Source organism: Catellatospora tritici (genome assembly GCF_019083965.1).
Taxonomy (GTDB): Bacteria; Actinomycetota; Actinomycetes; order Mycobacteriales; family Micromonosporaceae; genus Catellatospora; species Catellatospora tritici.
The window spans coordinates 217,282-240,010 of record NZ_JAHRCY010000008.1 but is presented as its reverse complement, the minus strand read 5'-3'; the positions used below and the strand labels follow the sequence as shown (position 1 = coordinate 240,010).

Annotated in this window: 12 protein-coding genes and 1 pseudogene; 11 read left to right on the top strand and 2 right to left on the bottom strand. The window is 71.2% G+C overall.

Annotation, left to right across the window (positions count from 1 at the left end):
- Positions 1-90 precede the first annotated feature (90 nt).
- The 8 genes and pseudogenes from KUA19_RS20150 (at position 91) to dnaE (ending at position 10,403) form a co-directional block, all read left to right on the top strand.
- A complete protein-coding gene (locus KUA19_RS20150; protein WP_217397718.1) occupies positions 91-405 on the top strand; it encodes a DUF167 domain-containing protein in 315 nt (104 codons plus the stop codon).
- 34 nt (positions 406-439) lie between these two features.
- Positions 440-1,936 (top strand): potassium/proton antiporter, encoded by a 1,497-nt coding sequence (locus KUA19_RS20145; protein WP_217397716.1) that lies wholly within the window; start codon positions 440-442, stop codon positions 1,934-1,936.
- 612 nt (positions 1,937-2,548) lie between these two features.
- Positions 2,549-2,986, top strand: coding sequence for a TraR/DksA family transcriptional regulator (locus KUA19_RS20140; protein WP_217397983.1), 438 nt, complete (start codon positions 2,549-2,551; stop codon positions 2,984-2,986).
- Positions 2,987-3,079: 93 nt separating this feature from the next.
- On the top strand, positions 3,080-3,721 hold the full coding sequence (locus KUA19_RS20135; RefSeq protein WP_308167534.1) for a signal peptidase II: 642 nt from the start codon (positions 3,080-3,082) through the stop codon (positions 3,719-3,721).
- Positions 3,712-4,650, top strand: coding sequence for an RluA family pseudouridine synthase (locus KUA19_RS20130; protein ID WP_217397714.1), 939 nt, complete (start codon positions 3,712-3,714; stop codon positions 4,648-4,650). The genes KUA19_RS20135 and KUA19_RS20130 overlap by 10 nt, the downstream gene beginning before the upstream one ends.
- 60 nt (positions 4,651-4,710) lie before the next feature.
- Positions 4,711-5,658: a hypothetical protein gene (locus KUA19_RS20125; RefSeq protein WP_217397712.1), complete on the top strand. Its 948-nt coding sequence runs from the start codon at positions 4,711-4,713 to the stop codon at positions 5,656-5,658.
- A gap of 139 nt (positions 5,659-5,797) precedes the next feature.
- A pseudogene (locus KUA19_RS20120) lies at positions 5,798-6,820 on the top strand (MinD/ParA family ATP-binding protein); the annotation flags it as partial.
- Positions 6,821-6,875: 55 nt separating this feature from the next.
- Entirely contained in the window at positions 6,876-10,403 is a 3,528-nt protein-coding gene (gene dnaE / locus KUA19_RS20115; RefSeq protein ID WP_217397710.1) for a DNA polymerase III subunit alpha, read from the top strand.
- Positions 10,404-10,496: 93 nt separating this feature from the next.
- Here dnaE and KUA19_RS20110 read toward each other — a convergent pair whose 3' ends face one another.
- Together KUA19_RS20110 and KUA19_RS43995 are read right to left on the bottom strand one after the other, a co-directional pair.
- Positions 10,497-10,880: a hypothetical protein gene (locus KUA19_RS20110; RefSeq protein ID WP_217397708.1), complete on the bottom strand. Its 384-nt coding sequence runs from the start codon at positions 10,878-10,880 to the stop codon at positions 10,497-10,499.
- Complete coding sequence (locus KUA19_RS43995; protein ID WP_217397706.1) at positions 10,877-11,338, bottom strand: YbaB/EbfC family nucleoid-associated protein; 462 nt, start codon at positions 11,336-11,338, stop codon at positions 10,877-10,879. Before KUA19_RS43995 ends, KUA19_RS20110 begins: the two co-directional genes overlap by 4 nt.
- A 135-nt stretch (positions 11,339-11,473) precedes the next feature.
- Between KUA19_RS43995 and KUA19_RS20100 the strand changes: the two genes are divergently transcribed.
- From KUA19_RS20100 to KUA19_RS20090, 3 genes are read left to right on the top strand one after another with little or no spacing between them, the layout of a single operon-like run.
- Positions 11,474-21,616, top strand: a complete 10,143-nt coding sequence (locus KUA19_RS20100; protein ID WP_217397704.1) for a toxin glutamine deamidase domain-containing protein — start codon at positions 11,474-11,476, stop codon at positions 21,614-21,616.
- The gene (locus KUA19_RS20095) at positions 21,613-22,131 is read left to right on the top strand and encodes a hypothetical protein (protein WP_217397702.1); all 519 of its coding nucleotides are present in this window, start codon (positions 21,613-21,615) and stop codon (positions 22,129-22,131) included. Before KUA19_RS20100 ends, KUA19_RS20095 begins: the two co-directional genes overlap by 4 nt.
- Positions 22,128-22,727, top strand: a complete 600-nt coding sequence (locus KUA19_RS20090) for a hypothetical protein (RefSeq protein WP_217397700.1) — start codon at positions 22,128-22,130, stop codon at positions 22,725-22,727. Before KUA19_RS20095 ends, KUA19_RS20090 begins: the two co-directional genes overlap by 4 nt.
- The last annotated feature ends 2 nt before the right edge of the window (positions 22,728-22,729 follow it).

Sequence of the window (22,729 nt, the reverse complement as noted above, 5' to 3'; positions counted from 1 at the left end):
CGGCGGGGGACACCGGATCTTTCGTGTCCACGATCCGACACGATCCGCGGGTGAGGCCGGTGGCACCCGGGTGCCCCGCCACAATGGGCTATGGCACGTGACCCGTCCCCGACCGAGTCCGCCGTCGTCGCGGTGCGGGTGAAGCCCGGCGCGGGCCGCACCCGGGTGGGCGGGCGCTACGACGGTCCGCACGGGACCGCGCTGATCGTGGCGGTGGCGGCGCCCGCGGTCGACGGCAGGGCCACCGAGGCCGCGCGCCGTGCGCTGGCCGCGGCGCTGGAGGTGTCGGCCGCCGCCGTCGAGCTGCGCACCGGCCACACCAGCCGGGACAAGCTGTTCACCGTCGCGGCGCCACCGGCCGACCTGGCCGACCGCCTCGCCGCCCTGTACGGCGGCGCGCCGTGAGGCCGCCGGGCGATGCCGGCGCCGGTCCGGTCCGATGACCGAGTTCCTGGATCTCGCGCTGTTCATCGGGGCGGCCGTGCTGCTGGTGGCGGTGGCGGCGGTGCGCTGGTCGACCCGCCTGGGCGTGCCGAGTCTGCTGGTCTACCTGGCCATCGGGGTGCTGCTGGGCTCGGTGTTCGGCCTGCGCTTCGGCAACCCCGAGCTGACCCGGATGCTCGGCACCTGCGCGCTCGTGCTGATCATCGCCGAGGGTGGCCTGACCGCCCGCTGGAGCATGCTGCGCCCGGTGCTGCCGCTGGCGTCGCTGCTGGCCACGCTCGGGGTGGCGGTCAGCGTGGTGGGCGTGGCGGTGGCGGTGCACCTGATGCTGGGCTGGGACTGGCGCACCGCGGCGCTGGTCGGTGCGGTGCTGGCCTCGACCGACGCGGCGGCCGTCTTCTCCACGCTGCGGCGGCTGCGGCTGCGCCCCCGCCTGGTGGCGACCCTGGAAGCGGAGTCGGGCATCAACGACGCGCCGGTGGTGCTGCTGGTCGTGCTGCTGTCGACGCCGGGCAGGCTCGGGCCGTGGTGGCATGAACTGCTGCTCATCACGTACGAGTTGGCGGCCGGCGCCGTCATCGGCGTGCTGGTGGGCCTGGCCGGTCGGGCGCTGCTGCGCCGCGCGGCCCTGCCTGCCGCGGGCCTTTACCCGCTGGCCGCGGTCGGCCTCACCGTGCTCGCCTACGCGGGCGGCGCGGTGGCCCACGCCTCGGGCTTCCTGGCCGTCTACGCCGCCGGGGTCGTGCTCGGCAACGCGCGGCTGCCGCACCGGCAGGCGATCCTCGGGTTCGCCGACGGGTTGGCCTGGTTGTCACAGATCGGGCTGTTCGTCCTGTTGGGGCTTCAGGTGTCGCCTTCCGGACTGTGGGCCGTGCTGCTGCCCGGTGTTCTGATCGGGGCGGCGCTGCTGCTGGTGGCCCGGCCCCTGTCGGTGCTCGCCTGCGCCACCCCGTTCGGCCTGAGCTGGCGCGACCAGGCGTTCCTGTCCTGGGCGGGGTTGCGTGGGGCGGTGCCGATCGTCCTGGCGACCATCCCGGCGGCCCAGGGCCTGCCCGGGGCCGAGGCGCTGTTCAACATCGTGTTCGTGCTGGTCGTGGTTTTCACGATGGTGCAGACGGGAACCTTGCCCCAGGTGGCGCGGCTGCTGGGGGTGATCGCGCCGGGGGAGGCGACCGAACTGCGCGTGGAGACCGCTCCGTTGGAACGCATGCACGCCGATCTGCTGCAGCTGGAGGTGCCGCAGGGCTCCGGCCTGGCCGGGGTGCACCTGGACGAGCTGCGGCTGCCGGTCGGCGCCTCGGTGACCCTGGTGCTGCGGTCGGGAGTGGGTTTCGTGCCCGACCGGGACACCCGCTTGCGTACGGGTGACAGCCTGCTCATCGTGACGACCGAGGCGGTTCGGGACGAGGCGGAGCGGCGGCTGCGCGCCGTCAGCAGGCGCGGCCGCCTGGCCAGCTGGTTCGGTGAGGACGGCCGAGAGAGCCGTGACTAGATGCTAAAGTCCGTTTTGCCAGCTTTCGCCGATCCGGCGGCGCCCGGGGCCATCGTCCCGAGGCCACACCGGACAAGTCGCCCCAGGGCGGCCGCCCCGGTGCGAGCTGGCACGTTTTCTCGAATCCGGCCGGGTTCGCGTGGCATGTTTGTGGACCGTCCATACGTTCCGTATTCTTGCCAGCCTATTGGAGTGCGCGGCGTGAGCCGCGCGCCCGTTTTGCATCTGGGGGACGCCATGGCCGAACAGCGGGCAGGCGGGAGCAAGACAAGCGCGGCGGCGAAGAAGGCCGCGGCGAAGACCACCGCGGCGCCGAAGCGCTCCGTGAAGACAGTGGCTGCGGGGGCGGCCACGGCAAAGGGGGAGACGGTGACGGCGACCTCGGACACCACGAAGCGCACGACAGCCAAGCCGACCGCCGACGCGAAGAAGGCCACGGCGAGCAAGGCCGCCCCGGCGACGGGGGCGGCCGCGAAGAAGAAGGTCACCACGGCGGCGCACGACGCCACCGCGGCCCCGCAGACCACCCGGCGGCACGCCGCCGGGTCGGAGGAACATCCCCCCGCCCAGGCAACGCCGAGCGCCGCCACGACCGCGGCCGAGGGAGCGACCATGGTCAAACCTGCCGAGTCCAAGACCGCCAGCCGCACCGCCGCCAAGGCGGCGCCCGCGGCGAAGAAGGGCGACCGCAGCGCCGCGGAGACGGAGAAGATCCGGGTCGCGTTGACGGCCCGCCGCGACGAGCTGCAGGAGGAGTACGACCACACGCTCGTCGAGATCGCGGAGCTGCAGCGCGAGCGCCTGACCGACTCGGCCGGCGACGACCAGGCCGACACCGGTACCAAGACGTTCGAGCGCGAGCAGGAGATCACGCTGGCCAACAACATCCTGGAGCGGATCACCCAGGTCGAGCGCGCGTTGGAACGCCTCGACGAGGGCAGCTACGGATGGTGTGAGCGGTGCGGCAACCCGATCCCGGTGGAGCGGCTGGCCGCGTTCCCGTCGGCCACGCTGTGTGTGACGTGCAAGCAGTTGGAGGAGCGACGCTGAGAGCGCCGCGCCGGGTGAACTAGTGTGGCCCTGACCTGAGGTCGGCCGGATGTGACGAAGGGCGTGCGAGCGCCACGTAGGGGAGTGTTGTCGGTGGAAGAGACCAAACAGGTGGAGCCGGAGCACTCCCCCCGTGTCATCGGGCACGGCCGGGCCGTCGCGATCTTCGCGGGAATGGCCTCGTTCGCCGTGCTGCTCGACGTGGTCACCAAGGAGATCGCCACCAAGCAGCTCGATCCGGACGAGCCGGTCCGGCTGCTCGGCGGCGGGCTGTACCTGTCGCTGACCCGCAACAGCGGAGCGGCGTTCAGCCTGTTCCGCGACCACACCTGGATCTTCCCGATCATCGCAGTCGGCGTGCTCTCGTGGATCCTCTGGGCCTCCCGCAGCCTGCGCTCGCTGCCGTGGGCGCTGGCCCTCGGCTCGATCATGGGCGGCGTGCTGGGCAACCTGCTCGACCGGATCTTCCGCGCACCGGGCACGTTCCACGGGCACGTGGTCGACTTCCTCAGCCTGTTCGACCCGTACGGGCGGACCTGGCCGATCTTCAACGTGGCCGACATGGCCCTGGTCGGCGGCGTCTGCCTGGCGATCCTGCTGGAACTGACCGGCCGCCAGCGCGACGGCTCGCGCCTGTCGCAGCGCGACGACGAGAAGAAGGCCGCCGAGGGCGACGCCCGCGAGGCGGACTCGGCGGCGGCGCACTCCGAGCGTGGTTCGCAGGCATGGTCCTGAAGGGCGAGAGCCGCAGCCTGCCGGTCCCGGACGGACTGGACGGCATGCGGCTGGACCAGGCTGTCTCCCGCCTGTTCGGGCTGTCCCGCACCGCCGCCGCCACCCTGGTCGAGGCCGGGGACGCGCTGGTCGACGGGACGGTCCGCGGCAAGTCCGACAAGGTCTCCGGCGGCAGCTGGCTCGAGGTGACCCTGCCCGCACCCCCGTCGGCGCCGACCGTCGTGGTCGAGACGGTCGAGGGCCTGCGCATCGTGCACAGCGACGACGACATCGTGGTGGTCGACAAGCCGGTCGGCGTCGCGGCCCACCCCAGCCCCGGCTGGACCGGCCCGACCGTGCTCGGTGGCCTGGCCGGGCTCGGCCAGCGGGTGGCGACCTCCGGCGCGGCCGAGCGGCAGGGCGTCGTGCACCGCCTCGACGTCGGCACGACCGGGCTGATGGTCGTCGCCAAGAGCGAGTCCGCGTACAGCGCCCTCAAATGGGCGTTCAAGCACCGCGAGGTCGACAAGCGCTACCACGCGGTGGTCCAGGGCCACCTGGATCCGCTGCGCGGCACGGTCGACGCCCCCATCGACCGCCACCCCACGCACGACTACAAGTTCGCGGTGATGTCGGGCGGCAAGCCCAGCATCACCCACTACGACACGCTGGAGGCCTTCCCGGCCGCCAGCCTCGTCGACATCAAGCTGGAGACCGGTCGCACCCACCAGATCCGGGTGCACTTCTCCGCGCTGCGCCACCCCTGTGTAGGTGACCTGACCTACGGCGCCGACCCGACCCTGTCCGCCCGGCTGGGCCTGGCCCGGCAGTGGCTGCACGCCCGGGAGCTCAGCTTCGTCCACCCGGGCAGCGGGGAAGAGGTCCGCTTCGTCAGCGAGTACCCGCCAGATCTCGCGCACGCGCTGTCGCTGCTGCGCGACGCCGGTTAGGCCGACGCGCCCGCCCGGGTTCCGGGTGGGCGCGGGCCTACCTTCACGGAAGGAACCTCAGTGCAGAGGTTGCTGCGTCACCTGGACCAGGTGGTGGTGCCCCGGCTGGCGCGCGGGTTCGCCCGCGCGGGCGGGGGCGGGCTGCGGCTGCGCCTGCTGACCGCGGTCGCGGTCGTCGGGGTGGTCGGTGCGCTGCTGGGCGCGGTGTGGGTGACCCGCCGCCCGGCCGTGCTCCCGGCCGAGGGCGCGGCCGCCGAGGTGGTGCGGGTCGGCGTGGTGCAGGGTCAGAGCGTGCCGCTGTACGCGCGCCAGGCCCGTTCCGAGCTCGCCGGCCTGCTCAAGCGCTCGACCGCCACGCCTGTCGAGACGTACGCCCTGGTCAGCCTGCGCGCCTACCTGGCACCGGAGCGGCTGACCCCGGTGCTGGGCGGCGTGTCCCTGGTGGAGGTCTACGCGCGGGTGCCGTTGAGCGGGGCGGTGACCCAGTCGGTGCGCATCCCCGCCTTCACCATCCCGACCGATGTGGTCGAGGGCATGGCGAAGGTGGCGAAGAAGCGCGCCGCCGACGCCGCCGACCTGCGCAACGTGGCGGCGAAGCTGCAGACGACCGATGCGACCGAGGTCGACCTGCGCCGGGGCTACCTGGACGACTCGACCGTGGCCGGTGCCGAGGCGGAGGCGTACCGGGCCGGGTGCGCCTGCGTCTACGCGGCCGTGGTCCGGGCGACCCCGGCGGCGCTGGACGAGATCGCCGCCCGTCCCGAGGTGCGCGCCGTCGACCCCGCCCCCGAGGTGCGCCGCCTCGACCGGGCGGTGTTCCTGCCGCCCCTGCCCGAGCAGGTCGGCCAGGCCCCGGTCGCCGCCACGCCGTCGGCGAGCCCGTCGGTCGAGCCGGTGGTCTCGGCCGCGCCGTCACCGTCGCCGTCGCCCGAACCGGCGGTCACCGGTTCCGCCGACCCGACCCCGGCCGAGTCACCGAGCGCCATATCCCCCAGCCAGGCCCCCTAGTTACACCCCGGTAGGCGCAAAACAGGGCTGGAGGTGTGGGGGCCCGAGCACATAGGGTGGTCAAGCTGGTGCCGGGTGCGTAGCCTGGGCCGCGTTGATCAGTCTGGGCAGGTCGGGAGGACGCACCGTGGAGCGCAACGGGCAGCGTGGACCCGACGACCCCGCCTCCTGGGGCCAGCCGGGCAACCTGCCGGTGCCGGACACCTCGCGTTGGCGGGTGCTGCTCGACCGGGCCAAGATGCCGCCGCGCCCCGGTGAGACGAGGCCGTCACCCGGTCCGAGCGTCGGGATGCCGTCGGCGGGCGGCAGTGGGGTCACCGGCCGGGTGGAGTGGCGCGCCGCCGCCCCCACCTCCGACATCGACCAGGCCGTCAACCTGCTCCGCGGCCAGCTCGACCGGCCCAAGGTGCTCGCCTTCGCCAACCCCAAGGGCGGCGTGCACAAGACCACCGCCACCGTGCTGGCCGCCGCGACCATCGGCAGCGTGCGCGGCCGGGGCGTGCTGGCCTGGGACGACAACGAGCTGCGCGGCACCCTGGGGCTGCGCGCGGGCAGCGCCCGGCACGCCCGCACCATCCGGCACCTGCTCGGCGATCTGCTGGAGATCGAGAACTGCCCGCCGTACGAGCTCAAAGAGCGGCTCGACGACTACCTGCGCCACGCCTCCGACGGGTCATACGACGTGCTCGCCGGGGAGGAGAACCCGCGTTTCGCGCAGCGGCTGGACACGCACACCGTGCGTCGGGTGCTGGAGTTGCTGTGCCGCACCCATGACGTGGTCTGCGTGGACACCGGCAACAACGTGGAGAGCGCCAACTGGCAGACCGTGCTCAACGCGTGCGACCAGCTCGTGATCACCACGGTGCCGCGCGAGGACGCCGCGTTCACCGCCGACTGGATGATCGACCTGCTGCACGAGGTCGGCCTGGGCAAGCTCGCCGAGAACGCGGTGACGCTGCTCTCGTGCGCCACGCCAGGCCACTCGCCGATGCTGGAGGACCTGCGCAAGCACTTCGCCACCCGTACCCGCGCGGTGGTGGTCGTGCCGTTCGACCCGGCCCTGGAGACCGGCTCCTCGATCGAGTACGGCGCGCTGCAGCCCGCGACCAAGCGCGCCTGGCTGCACGCCGCCGCGGTGATGATGGAGCCGTTCGTCCGGTGACGCGGTCGGGTCGGCGGGCGCGTCCCCGACAGCCCGGCGAGGTAGGCTGGCGGCCGTGTCAGACTCCTTCGTTCACCTGCACGTGCACACCGAATACTCGATGCTCGACGGTGCGGCGAGGCTAAAGGAGCTGTTCAAGGAGGCGACCCGGCTCGGGATGCCCGCCCTGGCGATGACCGACCACGGCAACATGTTCGGCGCCTACGACTTCTACAAGCAGGCCACCGCCGCGGGCATCAAGCCGATCATCGGCGTGGAGTCCTACGTCACCCCGAACACGCACCGCTCCGAGCGCACCCGGGTCCGCTGGGCCGACGGCGGCGAGAACGACGTCTCCGGCGGTGGCGCGTTCACCCACATGACGATGCTGGCCGCCGACGCCGACGGCCTGCGCAACCTGTTCCGGATGCAGTCGCGGGCCAGCCTGGAGGGCTACTTCTACAAGCCCCGGGCCGACCGGGAGCTGCTGCAGTCATACGGCAAGGGCGTGATCGCGACGACCGGGTGCCCGTCCGGCGAGATCCAGACGTGGCTGCGCATCGGCGACTTCGACAAGGCCGTCGCCTCGGCGGGTGAGTTCCAGGACATCTTCGGCAAGGAGAACTTCTACCTGGAGCTGATGGACCACGGCATCTCGATCGAGAAGGCGGCCCGCGACGGCCTGGAGCGGCTGCGCAAGCACCTGAACCTCAAGCCGATCGTCACCAACGACCTGCACTACACCTACGCCGCCGACGCCGACGCGCACGAGGTGCTGCTGTGCGTGCAGTCCGGCTCGACGATGGCCGACCCGAAGCGCTTCAAGTTCGACGCCCGCGACTTCTACCTCAAGTCGCCCGCGGAGATGCGCGCCCAGTGGGACGAGCGGATGCCCGGGGCCTGCGACAACACCCTGGAGATCGCCGAGCGGATCGGCGACTACAAGAGCGTGTTCGCCCACCGGGACCTGATGCCGTCGTTCCCGGTGCCCGAGGGGCACACCGAGGAGTCGTGGCTGCGCGCCGAGGTGCACCGGGGCCTGCGCGAGCGCTTCCCGAACGGGGTGCCCGAGGACCGGCTGCGCCAGGCCGACTACGAGCTCGACGTCATCTGCAAGATGGGCTTCCCGGGCTACTTCCTGGTCACCGCCGACCTGTGTGAGTACGCGCGCAAGGAGAAGATCCGGGTCGGGCCGGGGCGTGGTTCGGCGGCCGGTGCGCTGATCGCGTACGCGCTGCGCATCACCGAACTGGACCCGATGGCGCACGGCCTGCTGTTCGAGCGGTTCCTCAACCCCGACCGCGTCTCGATGCCCGACATCGACATGGACTTCGACGAGCGTCGGCGCGGTGACATGATCCGATACGCGACCGAGCGCTGGGGCGAGGAGCGGGTCGCGCAGATCATCACGTACGGCACGATCAAGGCGAAGGCCGCGATCAAGGACGCGGCGCGGGTGCTCGGCTACCCGTTCGCGGTCGGCGACAAGATCACCAAGGCGATGCCCCCCGCGGTCATGGGCAAGGACATCCCGCTTACCGGCATCTTCGACTCCAGCCACCCCCGCTACCCGGAGGCGGTCGAGTTCCGGGCGCTGTACGAGTCCGACCCCGACGCCAAGAAGGTCGTCGACACCGCCAAGGGCATCGAGGGTCTCAAGCGCCAGTGGGGCGTGCACGCGGCCGGCGTGATCCTGTCCGGCGAGCCGCTGATGGACGTGCTGCCGATCCAGAAGCGCGAGCAGGACGGCGCCATCATCACCCAGTGGGACATGGGCGCCTGCGAGTCCATCGGCCTGCTCAAGATGGACTTCCTGGGCCTGCGCAACCTCACCGTCATGGACGACTGCCTGGAGGGCATCCAGTCCAACCGGGGCGAGACCCTGGTGCTGGAGGAGCTGCCGCTGGAGAACGCGCCGACCTACGAACTGCTGGCCCGCGGCGACACCCTGGGCGTGTTCCAGCTCGACGGCGGCCCGATGCGCGCGCTGCTGCGCTCGATGGTCCCCGACGGCTTCGAGGACATCTCCGCGGTGCTCGCGCTGTACCGGCCCGGTCCGATGGGCGCCAACGCGCACAACGACTACGCCGACCGCAAGAACAACCGCAAACCGGTGGTGCCGATCCACAAGGAGCTGGCCGAACCCCTCGCGGAGATCCTGGGCGACACCTACGGCCTGATCGTGTATCAGGAGCAGGTCATGGCGATCGCGCAGAAGCTGGCCGGGTACACCCTCGGCCAGGCCGACCTGCTGCGCCGCGCCATGGGCAAGAAGAAGAAGGAGATCCTCGACAAGGAGTACGTGCCGTTCTCCGGCGGCATGAAGGAGAACGGGTACTCCGACGAGGCGATCAAGACGCTGTGGGACATCCTGGTCCCGTTCTCCGACTACGCGTTCAACAAGGCCCACACCGCCGGATACGGGCTGGTCTCGTACTGGACCGCCTACCTCAAGGCCAACTACCCGGCCGAGTACATGGCGGCGCTGCTGACCTCGGTCGGCGACGACAAGGACAAGTCCGCGGTCTACCTGGCCGAGTGCCGCCGCATGGGCATCAAGGTGCTGCCGCCGGACGTCAACTACTCCACCGCCCGGTTCACCCCCGTCGGCCAGGACATCCGCTTCGGCCTGGCCGCGGTGCGCAACGTCGGCGCGAACGTGGTCGAGGCGATCGTGCGGGCCCGCAAGGAGCACGGCAACTTCACCGACTTCTACGACTACCTGCGCAAGATCGACCAGGTCGCCTGCAACAAGCGCACCATCGAGTCGCTGATCAAGGCCGGTGCGTTCGACTCGATGGGGCACAGCCGCAAGGGCCTGCTGTCGGTGCACGCCGACGCCATCGACTCGTTCATGGGCGTCAAGAAGAACGAGGCCATCGGCCAGTACGACCTGTTCGGCGCCGCCTTCGCCGACGACGCCGCCGCGCCCACCATGGTCGTCACCCCGCCCATCCCGACCGGCGAGTGGGACAAGACCGACCTGCTCGTCTTCGAACGCGAGATGCTCGGCCTCTACGTCTCCGACCACCCGCTGTTCGGCCTGCAGCACGTGCTGAGCAAGGCCGCCGACATGTCCGTCGCGGCGCTGTCCGAGGAGGGCTCGGTCTCCGACGGCCAGATCGTCACCCTCGCGGGCATCCTCTCCGGCGTGCAGCGGCGCATCACCAAGCAGGGCAAGGCCTGGGCCTCGGCCACCCTGGAGGACCTGGACGGCGCGGTCGAGGTGCTGTTCTTCCCCAACACCTACGACCTGGTCGGGCAGTACATCGCCGAGGACGCCATCGTCGTGGTCAAGGGGCGCGTGGACCGCCGCGACGACCAGGCCCGGATGATGGCGATGGACCTGTCCATCCCCGACACCTCCGCCCCCGACGACGCCAAACCCGTGGTGCTCGCGCTGCCTGCCAACCGGTGCACGCCACCGCTGGCCGAACGACTGCGCGAGGTGCTGTCCACCCACCCCGGCCCGGCCGAGGTGCACGTACGCATCACCAACGGGCAGAGGTCCAGCACCTATCGCCTCGGCCCGATGCGGGTGTCTCCCGTCCCCGCGTTGATGGCCGACCTCAAAGCCCTCCTGGGCCCCACCGCCCTAGGCTGACACTGCAGTTTCGGGGAAGGTGCGCGAATCGAGGCCAAGATTCCAGCACTTTCCCCGAAGCTGCACTCGATCACGGGCCTGCGGGCGGGCCCGTCAGGGGATCTGCGGGTGGTGGTTACCGGCCTTGTCGACGTTCTGGCTGGTGGCGACGTCGGTGCCGGTGGTCTCGTTGGCGGCGGCGGTGATGTTGACGCCCATGCTCTGCAGTGCCGAGCCGACCTGGCGCCACAGCGTCAGGATGGTCGGGCCGATCTGCTCGTAGTTCTGCTGGATCTGCTTGCCCGAGTCGTCGTTGCCCCACGGGCGGGCGTCGCCCCCGGCCTCGATCCGGGCGCCGATCCCGTCGCGCAGGCCGCTGACCTCCTGCCCGGCCAGGAACATGCGCCGCCCCGCGTCGCGGCCGGTGTCCAGGTCGAGGTTGGTGCCGTCGCCGGGTGGCCAGGACAGGTGCCGGACCGGGATCTCGTCGCCGCTCACCGCCGACCATCCTCGGGCTCCTCGGGCTCGTAGCCCATGATGCCGTCGTGGCGGCGCATCATCGCGTTGATGTCGTTGGTGCGCAGGAACTCCATCGCTCCCGACTCGGCGGGCAGCACCTGCGACATCAACGCGGTCACCCCGGCACCGGCCGCCTCGGCGGCCCGGGACACCGTCTTGGTGATCTCCTCGGCGAGCTTGACGGCACCGTACTCCCGCAGGCTGCTCGGGTGCAGCTCCAGGTGCACCAGGCGGCCGCGCGCGTCGACCGTCGCCTTGATCAGGCCGTCGGCCGTCTTCGCGCTGCTGCGCAGGGACGCCAACTTGGCCTGCAGCTCGCCCATCCCGGTACGCAGCCGCGTGTACTGGTCGTTCACCTGCGCGAAGCGCTCCTTGAGCGCCCAGTTCGCGTCGCGATCGGACTGCTGCGCCACGACTCCGCCTCTCCCGCGTTCCACCCTCCGCGACTGTATCCGCTGCGGCGATTTCGCGCCGGGACGGGCTTCGCTCAGGGTTGGCGCGGTCTTGGAGGCATCGAGTAACTTACCCAAGGCGTCGCTCGGCTGCCTTGGGGAGGGTGCGGGATGTCTTGGTTGCCTTCACCTATTCCGCATCCGCTGTCCTACTTCGACGCTCCTGGTTGGTGCAAGGAGCTGCTCGACTGGGTCATCGGCATGGACTGGCCCGAGGGTGACGAGCAGGCCACCTGGGACATCGCCGACGACTGGTACGCCGCCTCGGCCGATCTGCAGGACCCGCTGCTGGAGTCCGAACGCGCCGCGCTCGACGCGGTGATCGCGTTCGGCGGCGCCGAGGGCCAGGTCGCCGCCGCGATCAAGGAGGCCTGGCTGCAGATCGGCAGCGGGTCGGACAAGTCGGCGCTGCAGGCCGCGGCCTTCGTCACGCACGCCCTCGGCGAGATGCTGGAAGGCGCGGGCTGCGACATCCAGGGCGCCAAGCTGGAGTACTACGTCGAGCTGGGCCTGCTGCTGATCGAGCTGATCGCGATGGCGGTCGCGGCGTTCTTCACCTTCGGCGCCTCCACCGCCGCCGCCGGTCCGATGTGCATGGCCACCCGCTTCGCCATCAAGGAGATCCTGAAGCGCCTGCTGAGGTCACTGATCGAGCGGGGCATCAAGCGGGCGGTCAAGGACAAGCTGAAGGACCTGGGCAAGGACTTCGGCAAGAAGCTCGGCAAGTGGGCGATCAAGGCGGGCAAGGAGGGCCTGGACGAGGCCAAGGAGGAGCTGCTGACCCAGGGCGGCATCCAGGCGTACCAGAACGCCATCGGCCGCCGACATGGCGTCGACCTTGTGGACCTGGCCGTCTCGGCCGGTGCGGGCTTCGCGGGCGGCGCGGCCAGCACCCTGGCGGGCGGCCACAACGGCTCCTTCACCAGCAAGATGGCGCACGGCGCGCGGGCCGAGGTGCTGGGCGAGCTCGGCGGCTCCGCCGCCACCGGGCAGCTGCCCGGCCTGGACAACCTGGGCATGTCGGCGGTCTCCGGCGCCCGCGGCAGCGCCACCCACCACGTCACGTCCGAGTTCAACGCGATGACGAACACGATCGTGGGCAACCTGGCCGCGATCAGCCTCGACGGCGACGCCGGCGGCGGCATCACCACCGCGGCCGCGGCGGCCACGGGCGGCGGCTCGCCACCGAACACCCAGCCGGTGAACGTCACCGACGACGGCAGTTCGCAGTGGCCCAGCGCGCCGGCGGGCAGCTCCGACGGCGACGGCCACCACGGCACCGGCGGCTCGAGTTCGCTGGCCGGTATCGCCCCCGCCGACACCGGCTACCCGCCGCCCGGTTCGTCCGGCGCCGCCACCAGCACCACCGCCGCGCCGTCCGGCCCGGCCACGGGTCCGGTCGTCGCCGCGCCAGTCGGCAGCCAAGCCCAGACCGCGCCAGCCCCCGGCCTGGCCGCGGCCGCTCCGGCCATCGGCGGCGCCTCCAGCACCGGCCTCTCCAGCAGCACCGGTCTCTCCAGCAGCACCGGCGGCGCCAGCACCTCCGCCGGACTGGCGTCCACCTCGACTGCCAGCAGCGGCTCGACCACCCCAGGCGCCACCTCGACCAGCGCGACCGCGACCACGTCCACCCCGACGAGCAGCGCCGCCACCTCAACCGCTGCGGGCAGCACCTCGACCGGTGGCGCCGCCACGAACACGACCTCGACCTCGTCCACGTCGGGCGGCGCCTCGACGAACGCCAACCCCGGCACGTCGGCCTCCGCCCCGGCAACACCGGGTCGGACCAGTCCGGCCGGGTCGCCGACGCCGTCGGGGCCAACGGGCCCGAGCACGTCGACCTCGCCCACCGCGCCATCATCGTCGGCCACACCTGGCTCGACCTCGACCAATCCGGCGTCGAGCCCGAGCCCGACCAGCCCGAGCCCGACCAGCCCGAGCCCGACCAGCCCGAGCCCGACCAGCCCGAGCCCGACCGGCCCGAGCCCGGCAGGTCCGGCTCAGTCGGCGACGTCCGGCACCGGTCCTGGCGCCACCCCGGAAGACACGACGGCTGGGCGCCACCCCGCGACGGCGCCGCACGTGCGACCGGCCGCGCCGGACGGATCCACGCCCGACGGCACGACCCCCGTCCCGGCGACCGTGGTGTCCACCCCGTTGCCCGCCACAGGCACCCGCCCTGACGGCAGCGACGCCCGCCCCGACGACACCGGGCGCGGCGGGCTGCCCGACACCGACGCGCGACGCTGGAGCGACGCGTACCACGGCGGTGTGCGCGCACAGCGGCGCGCCATCCTCGCCTCGATGGGCGCCCCCGGGGCGCTCGCCGCGGCGGCCTGGGACGCACTCAACCGGCACCGTGGCCCCGACTTCGCCGACGGCGGCGTCACCACCGACGACGTTTCCGCGCTCACCGGCACCGACACCCCGCCCTCGGTGGACGCCTCGCGCCGCTACCACCAGCGCGGCGGCTATCGGCCGGTGCTCACCCGGCACCAGCGCGAGCTGGAGGACGCGGTGCCCCGCGGCGCCGACGGGCGGCCACGGCGGTTCCCGTCGCTGTCGTCGGGCTGGCTGCGCCTGGCCAACGACGGCGGCCCGCAGGCCGACCCGAGCCGGGGCGTGAACTGCGTCGACGTGGTGCTGTCGGTGGCCGACACCTGGCTGCACGGGCGGCCCCGGTGCGCGGCGCCGCGTACCCTCGACGGGTTCTCGGCGGGGCGGCCCGTGCCGTCGGGCGGCGAGCCCGGCGGACCGCGCCGGATCGAGGACTTCTTCGGGGGCCGCCTGCAGCAGCTGTGCCCGAACACCCGGGGCCTGAACCCCGACCAGGCCGCCGACGCCGTCACCGATGCGTACGCCCGGCTGGAACAGCAGCTGCTCGCGGCCGGGCCGGGCGCGCTGGCCGTGATCATCCACCAGGCCGCCGACGGCACCTCGCACACCTGGCCGGTCTTCAACGACGACGGCGTCATCAGGTACGCCGACCCGCAGCAGCCGCCCGGCGAGCCGACCACCACGCCCCCGTTCACCGACGGCATCCGCCGGATGGACGCGCTGGTGGTGGCCCCCGACGGCACCCAGTCGAGGATCGCGGACGCCCCGGTGGGCGCCTGGTCGCAGGACCGGCCGAGGCCGGGCACGGTTTCGGCCCGTACCCCCGACGCCGCCGCGACCACGGCCACACCCGACGCCGCCACCCGGACGGCGACCACCGCGGACCCGACGGCCGTCGGCCCCGACCCCGCCACCGACCCGGCCGCCTCGCCGGACGCGGACCTCACCCCGAGCGACCCGGCCCCGGTCGCCGCGCCGCGGGCCGACGGCCCGACGCCGACGCCGACGGTGATGGCGGCGGCACGAGTCGACGCCGCCGACGCGGTGTCCGACCCGGCGGGGACCGGGCGGGGACCGGCCGAGCCGCCCGCCGACGTGATGCTGCGCGACCTCACCGACGCCGAGTTGGCCGCGCTCGGCGTGGGCACGGCGACGCTGGCCGACCTCGGCTACCCGGACCCGTCGCAACTGTCCGCCGCGCAACGGGCCACCCTGGAGGCGATGCTGCCGCAGGTCGCGGTGGTGTCCACGGCGGACGTGCGGTTGACGCAGCGGTCGGTCAGCCCCAACAGCGGCACGATGTCGATGGCGGAATTCGCCCGACGGATGGGCGACACCGGTTGGCGCGGCGGCCCGGCCCACGTCGTGGCCTGGGGCGACGGCAGCCTGACCAGCCTGGACAACCGGCGTATGCGGGCCGCGCGGCTCGGTGGCCTGGACTCGGTGCCGGTGTGCGTGCACACCCCGGACGAACCGCTCACCACGCTGCCCGACGGGGAGGATCCGCAGCGCCGGAGGTACCGGGCGCCGCTCACGACGGAGATCCGGCGGCTGCCGAACGGGACGCTGGTGGTGGGCGGCGATCGCGGTGAGGTGGTGTACGCACCGGGCACCGTGCCGACCACCTTCGGTGAGGCGGCGATGTTCCGCTCCGCCGAGCAGCGCAGCCTCCTACCCGGTCGCCTGTTCGGTGCTGACGTGGCACCGGTGACGATCGGCAAGCCGCCCGGCCCTGTCGTGGTGGCGGGTGAGGTCACCTCCGTGGAGGCCGAGGTCCTGCGGTCGCTGCACGCTCGGGCGGCGGCGAACGCGGACACGATCATGGGTGACCTGTCCGGACTCGCGGACGCCGTGAGCGACCGGCTCGGTCTGTCCGGCGACGACCGGGTCCAGTTGCGCGGTACCGACGAACGAGTGAAGTCGCTCGCCTCACTCACCCGCAAGTTCCTGCTCGAAGGCGACGTGGTCGGTATCGACGCCTTCGCCGCGGGCGTCAACGACGTCGTCCGGTTCTCCGTGCAGCTGCCGGGCGGTGCGGCCTACCGGCAGGCCTTCGACCAGCTGCGGGCAGACCTGGCGCGGTACGGGTACCAGCTGACCGGGCTGAAGAACTTCTTCCGTCCCGGCAACCGGTTCCACGGCCTCAACGCCACCTTCACCAGTCCCGACGGGCAGCTCTTCGAGGTGCAGTTCCCGACGGCGGACTCGTTCCGAGCCTGGGAGCTCACGCACCACGCGTACGAGGTCATGCGCCGGGCGAGCCGGGACGACAACGAACTGCCGCCGGACGCGGCCGAGCCCGGTTCGGCCGACGACGACCTCGGACGCGGCGAGTTGCCACCCCGCCGGGTGCACGCGTTCCTGTCCATGCTGGCCGTGAACGCCCAGCTCGGTCTGGATCAGGCCGTGCCTCCCGGCGTCGCGGAGATCCCGGGCCCGGACGGCCGCCCCGTCGGCGCCGCCGACACCGGTTTCGCCAAGTGGATCAGCAAGAATCGCAGGCTCTGGGCGCGTTACCGGGCATGGTTGGATGGCCAGGGGGCATCTTTCGACAGCTTCGCCGGTGTGCTCGCCGAGTTCGGCCTCGACGCCGAGAACTTCCCGATCGACCCGGACATCGCCGCACGACTGGAGCAGCTCGATGATGGACTACTACGCGTTCTACGCGGTGGACAAGTCCCAGCCGCCGGCGACGGGGATCCTGATCTCGGACGGCCTGGACGCGATGATGTGGAGCCATCGCCAGAAAGCCTGGGTGTACGACCCGGACGGGGTGCACTGGCTGCTGGACAACCCGACCTACGTCGACCGGTCGGAGGTGATCAGCAGGGAGGAGGCCGAGCAGCTGACCCTGCGGATCACGAACGGGATGGAGCCCCTGCCGGACGAGGAGACCATCCGCTGGATCTTCCAGTGGAAGGGCGCCCCGCCGCAGAGCGCGGACTAGCCGAGCCCGCCGCCGCCGACACCCCGCCCGACCCGATGGGCGCGGCGGTGCCGTCGCCACCGCATGACCTGATGATGCGGGACCTGACCGCGGCGGAGCTTTCGCGGCTCGGTGCGGGCCGGGCGACGCTGGCCGACCTGGGTTACCCCGACCCGTCGGTGCTGTCGGACGCGGAGCGGGCGCGGTTGGCGGAACTGCTGCCGCGGGTCGCGGTGGTGCCGACCCTGGATGTGCGGGTCAGCCAGCGGTCGGTCAGCCCGTTCAGCGGCACGAAGTCGATGGAGGAGTTCGCCCGGGAGATGGGCGAGACCGGCTGGCGCGGCGGTCCGGCGCACGTCGTGGTGTGGGGCGACGGCTCGCTGTCGAGTCTGGACAACCGGCGGCTGCGTGCCGCCCGGCTCGGTGGACTGGACCAGGTGCCGGTCTGCCTGCACACCCCGAACGAGCCGCTCAACGGGGAAAAGGGCGACAAGCTCGTCGTGGACCTGCGCCGCCTCGACGACGGGACGCTCGTCATCGGCGGCGACCAGGGTGAGATCGTGTACGCCAAGGGCACCGAGCCGAGGACGTACGGTGAGGCGGCCCTGTTCCGAGCGGCTTCGCAGCGCAGTCTCCTGCCCGGCCGCCTGTACGGCGCCGAGACCGCCTCCGTGATCATCACCAAGCCGCCCGCTCCGGTCGTGCCGGAGGTGCGGCTCACCGAGCCCCAGACGCGGGTGCTGGCCGGAGTGCACGCCGCCGCCGAGGCTCGTGCGACGACCGCGCTCGGCCATCTCCAGGCGATCGTGGCTGATCTGAACGGGCGCCGTGGTCTGGCTGTCGACAGTGCTGGAAGCCTGCGGTTGCAGGGCATCCAGCACATGGTCAAGTCGCTGGACTCGCTGCGACGCAAGTTCTGGTCCGAGGGCCGTCAGCTTGGTGCGAAACGGTTCGCGGCGCAGGTCAACGATGCCGCGCGGTTCTCGGTGCAGCTGCCTGACGGAGCCGACTATCCGGTGGCACTGCGGCAGGTCGTCGGAGCTCTGGAGGGCCAGGGTTACCAGCTCACCGAGCTGAAGAACTTCTTCCGGCCGGGCAACCGCTACCACGGACTGAACGCGACCTTCAAGGCCCCGGACGGCGGCCTGATGGAGGTGCAGTTCCCGACGGCGAATTCGTACCGTGCGTGGCAGCTTACCCACGAAGCGTACGAGGTGTTCCGGCGCACGGAAGAACTGGATCCACGCCGGGTTCACGCGCTGCTCGGCATGCTCGCCGTCAACAACGAACTCCTACTGAACGACAACATTCCGCCGGGCGTCGCCGAACTGATCCAGGAGCGGTTCCCGAGCGCCAAGACGGTACAGAACAGCAGCCTGCTGAAGTGGATCGCCGGCGAGCGCGAGCTCTGGCGCAAGTACCGGGCGTGGTTGGATCAGCAGCAGCCGAGCTTCGAGAGCTTCGGTGACGTGCTGGACGAGTTCGGCCTGCACGGGTCGGACCTGGTGCTCGACCCGGAGTTCGCGCGGGAGCTGGAGGGCAATGATGATCAACTACTATCAGACCTACGTGCGCGACAAGGAGGACGGACTACCCCGCGGGATCTTCATAGTGGGGGAGGACGAGGACGCGATCCTCTGGGACTTCGACAACCAGGCGTGGGCGTACGACCCGTGGTCGATAGCGGAGTTCCGGTTCAAGCCGCAGAACGCGGACCGGTACGACCGGATCAGCCGGGAGGAGGCCGAAGCCGTGTTCCGGACGATCAGTCACCCGAACGACGAGTTCCCGGACGAGGAGACCATCCTCTGGATCTTCCAGTGGAAGGGCGACCCTCCGCAGAGCGAGGACTGGTCGGACCAGAATCCGCGCTGACCGACGACGTCCCGCCCGACCCGATGGGCCGGGCCTTCGAGCCCCGCCCGGACACCGGCCTCACCGACCACGAGCACCGCGTGCTCGACGACGTCCACGCGCGGGCGGTACGCAGCTCCGCGGTCATCCTCGACGACCTGACCGACGTCGCCGACGACGTCGAGCGGCGCCTCGGCCTGCCCCCGGGCACCCTGGAGCTGCGCGACACCGACCACCGGGTCAAGAGCCGCGAGTCCCTGGAGCGCAAGTACGTCACCGAGGGGGAGGGTTTCGGGCCGGAGGCCTTCGCGGCGGCGGTCAACGACTCCGTGCGCTTCTCGATGGTCCTGCCCGACGGCGACGGCTACCAGCCCGCGCTGGACGCGGTCATCCGGCAGTTGATCGCCGCGGGGTACGAGCTGGACGGCGCGCCCAAGGACTTCTGGCGGGTGGGCAACCGCTTCTACGGCACCAACACCACCTTCCGGGCCCCGGACGGGACGCTGTTCGAGGTGCAGTTCCCGACCGAACTGTCCTACCAGGTGTGGCACGCGACGCACGCGGACTACGAGGTGCTGCGCGACGAGGACGCGCGGCCGGAGGCGCGGGTGCGGGCACTGCTGCGGATGATCGAGGCCAACCGCCGTACCGGGATGGTCGACGCGATCCCGCCGGGGATGGGCGGTGCGGCCAAGGACACCGGTCTGGCCAAGTGGATCGCCGAGCATCCGTACGCGTGGGGCGAGTTCGGGCGCGACCTCGCCGCGCGGGGCCGTACGCCGGATGATGTGATCGCGGAGTACGACCTGGCGGCCGACGACTTCCCGATCACCGACAAGGTCGCGGCCACCCTGAAGGAGACGGATGCTGTACTACTACGCGCTCTACGTGAAGGACATCGAGGACCATCCGGACCAGAAGCCGACCGGCCTGATCATCAAGGGCGAGGGCTATCGGGAATCGATGATGTGGGACCACCGGGCGCAGGCGTGGCGCTACAACCCGGCGACGGCGGGCAGCATCATGGGCAGCTGGCGGTACGACTTCCGGCGCAGGCTGGTCCAGCGGGACGAGGCGGAGCGGATCGGTCTGACGATCACGAACGGCGCGCAACCGCTGCCCAGCGAGGCGGAGATCGCCGAGATCTTCCGGGAGTCCCACCGCAGACGCGCGGAGGGGACCCTGCCGGAGTAGACCCGGCCGACACCCCCACCCAGCGCGGGCCGGTCAACGGCGACGTGCCGTCGGACCCGGCGGGTCTGCTCCGGCCCGCCCCGTCGGACCCGGCGCACCCGCAGTGGTCGTACCGGGCCGCCCTGCAGACCCGGCTCGCCTCGTTCGAGCTGCGGCGGCGCCAGCAGGAGGCGGACGAACTGGCCAGGCACTCGGCGTGGCACCTGTCGGAGAGCCGCCGGTTCGAGGCCTGGGCCCGGCACTACCGCGGCGAGGACCCGTACTCGTCGCAGGGGGCGCTGTGCGAGCAGTGGGTCGACTACCACCGCGCCTGGTCGGTGGAGTACGGCAACCGGTCCCGGGGGGCCTACAACGGGACGTTCACCGCCAACGAGGTCAACGCGGTGACCGCCGACCAGTGGGCGCACCTGAACACCGACGTGGGCGAGCTGTACCTCGACCCCCAGCCGGTCGACGGGCGGCCGTACCACCAGGTCGGCGGCCTGCGGCCGCCGCTGCGCGCGCACCAGGACGACCTGGTCGCCGCGATGCCGCGCAACGCCGACGGCAGCTTCCAGCTCTTCCCCGACCCGCGCGTCGGCGGGTGGTTCGGGCTGGCCAACGACAGCGGCCCCGAGTTCGACCCGTCCCGGGGCCTCAACTGCCTGGACTGCATGCTCTCGCTCTGGCAGACCTGGCGCGGCAACCCGCGGGTCTCCGCGCCGCGCACCTGGGACCGCTATCGCGGCACCGACGCCTGGCGGATCGACCGGGGCGAGGAGTGGGGGCAGCAGCGGGCCGCCGCGGTGGTCGGGCGGCAGTGGGAGACCGTGTTCCCGGACATGTCCCGGCAGCTCGCGCCGGACCAGATGCGGCAGTGGTCGGACTGGGGCTTCGCCACGCTCACCCACCAGCTGCAGGCGGGCGGGCACGGGTCGGCGGTGTTCATCGCGACGAGGTGGCAGAACGGGTCCGGCCACGCCTGGCTGGCGGTCAACCAGGGCGGGACGATCCTGTTCCTCGATCCGCAGACCCGTCAGATCAGCGAGAACGTGCCGATGTACGGGCACACCGGCGACCCGAACCGACCGATGAACGTGGTCTCGATGGAAGCGATCTTCCTCGACGCCCAGGGGACGGCCCAGCCGATCCCGGCGCTCGCCCAGACCTCCTGGGGCCAGCAGGCGAACGCCGACCAACAGAGGAACATTCAACAGCAGTCGAATGCCCGACAGCAGACGCCTGAGCAGCAAGTGCCCGAGCAAGAAACTGTCTTGTCGCCCACCGCCGAACCCCAGGCGCAGCAGAATCTCGAACATCAGCCCCGCGTGCTGGATGTCGACGTCCAACCACCGGATCCGGCCGGACGGCTACCGGATGGACCTGCCGAGCACACGCCTGGGTCGGATCAGCAGGCTGTCGATGACTACGCCGAGATCCGTGCGCGTACCGACGATGTGGAGCGGATCGCGCGCAATCTGGGTGTACCTGAGGAGGTAGTGGCGCGCGCTCGGCACAACCTGTTCCTGCAGGTGCATGACGTTGCGACCGGTCCGGGGTCGGAAAACCTGTTCCCGGATCACTACTTCAGGGCATTTGAATTCATTGTCAAACATTGGAACTGGGCATATTCCGGCAAATTCCCCTCCGAAGACGAACGCGAGGGGGCGCTGGCCATACTGGCGCACGAGTACATCGAGTCGCGGATCATGGAGCTGACTGATCTGCCCTACGCGCCTTCGGACCCGCGCTATTGGCACGTCGACGACGACGGCGAATGGCAGCACCAAGCCACTCCTGAGCTGTTCGGGGCACATGATCTGGCTCCCCTCTTGCGTTTCCGCCACCCGTTCGCGCACTACCTGGGGCGTTTCAAGGTTGCGCCACCGGATGTGCCGGTGCCGCTCGACCTGACAGACCTGGACCGGGTCGTGGATGTAATCCTGAACCTCATGGGGGTGCCTCGACGATGACGGCCAGAGAACAAGCGGACCAGGTGGCATTGCGTCTGGGAGCGGTCGACTGGGGACCGAACTTCCAGCACTCCGCGTCACGGGTGAGACTGATGCGGGAGTATCTACGTCGCAGCGCGCTGTGGGCGCGTGAGCTGGGTGTGCTCGACAAATGGCCGTTCTTCGACATCGCGGCGGAGTTCGATCCCGAGGTCGGGCGCGACACCGAGTTCGCCGATGCCGTACTGGAGGGAATGCGCGGTCGCGGACTGACCTACCCGCACACCCAATTCTGCCGGTACATGCTGGCCTTCGCCGGATCGGTGCCGCCTCACCCGGACCTGCCCGACCCGTACGAACCTCTGCTGCAGGTCTATGAACGTGGTGGCTTGTTCGACATGGAACACGGCATCATCCTCGTCGACCACACATTGCAGGTTCTCGTCTGGCCCATGGAGCGCTACCTCAAGCCGGGGCTCAGGTACGACATCAGCGAGCAGGCGCTCGCCGAGATGGACGCTCGGGCGAACGGATGACGACGTCAGGGGCCGCAGCCGACCGTACCGAGATCGGTTCGGCGCCCGTCGGGCTGCGGGTCTGCCGTATGGCGCTGCGGTTGGCTGAGGTCGACTGGGAGGAGAGCCAGCTGACCGTGCCGTCGCGGATGCGTCTCATGCGGGAGTTCCTGCGTCGCAGCGCGCTCTGGGCACAGCGGCTCGGTGCGGTTGAACGCTGGCCGTTCTTCGACATCGCCGGAGTCCTGGAGCCGGACTTGAAGATCGACCCAGAACTGGTCCATGAGCTCGTGCAGGAGATGGACCGCCGAGGCGTGATCTGGCCGAATCACCTGGTGGTGCCATACGTGCTGGCATTCGTCGCGCTGTCCAGCCCACCGACGGATCTGCCTGACCCGTTCGAGCCATTGCTGCGGTTCTGGGAACGCGGCGGCAGCTTCAGCCGGGAGGGCGGAGCGATTCTGATCGGCCACACCCAACGCGTTTCTGCCGTCGAGATCGACCCGTACCTCACGCCAGGTCTCACCTTCGACATCAGCGAGGCCGTCCTGGATGAGCTGGATGCGCCGTGGCGGGCGAAGATCGAAGCACGCTCGGCTCGCGCGAAGAACAGGTGATC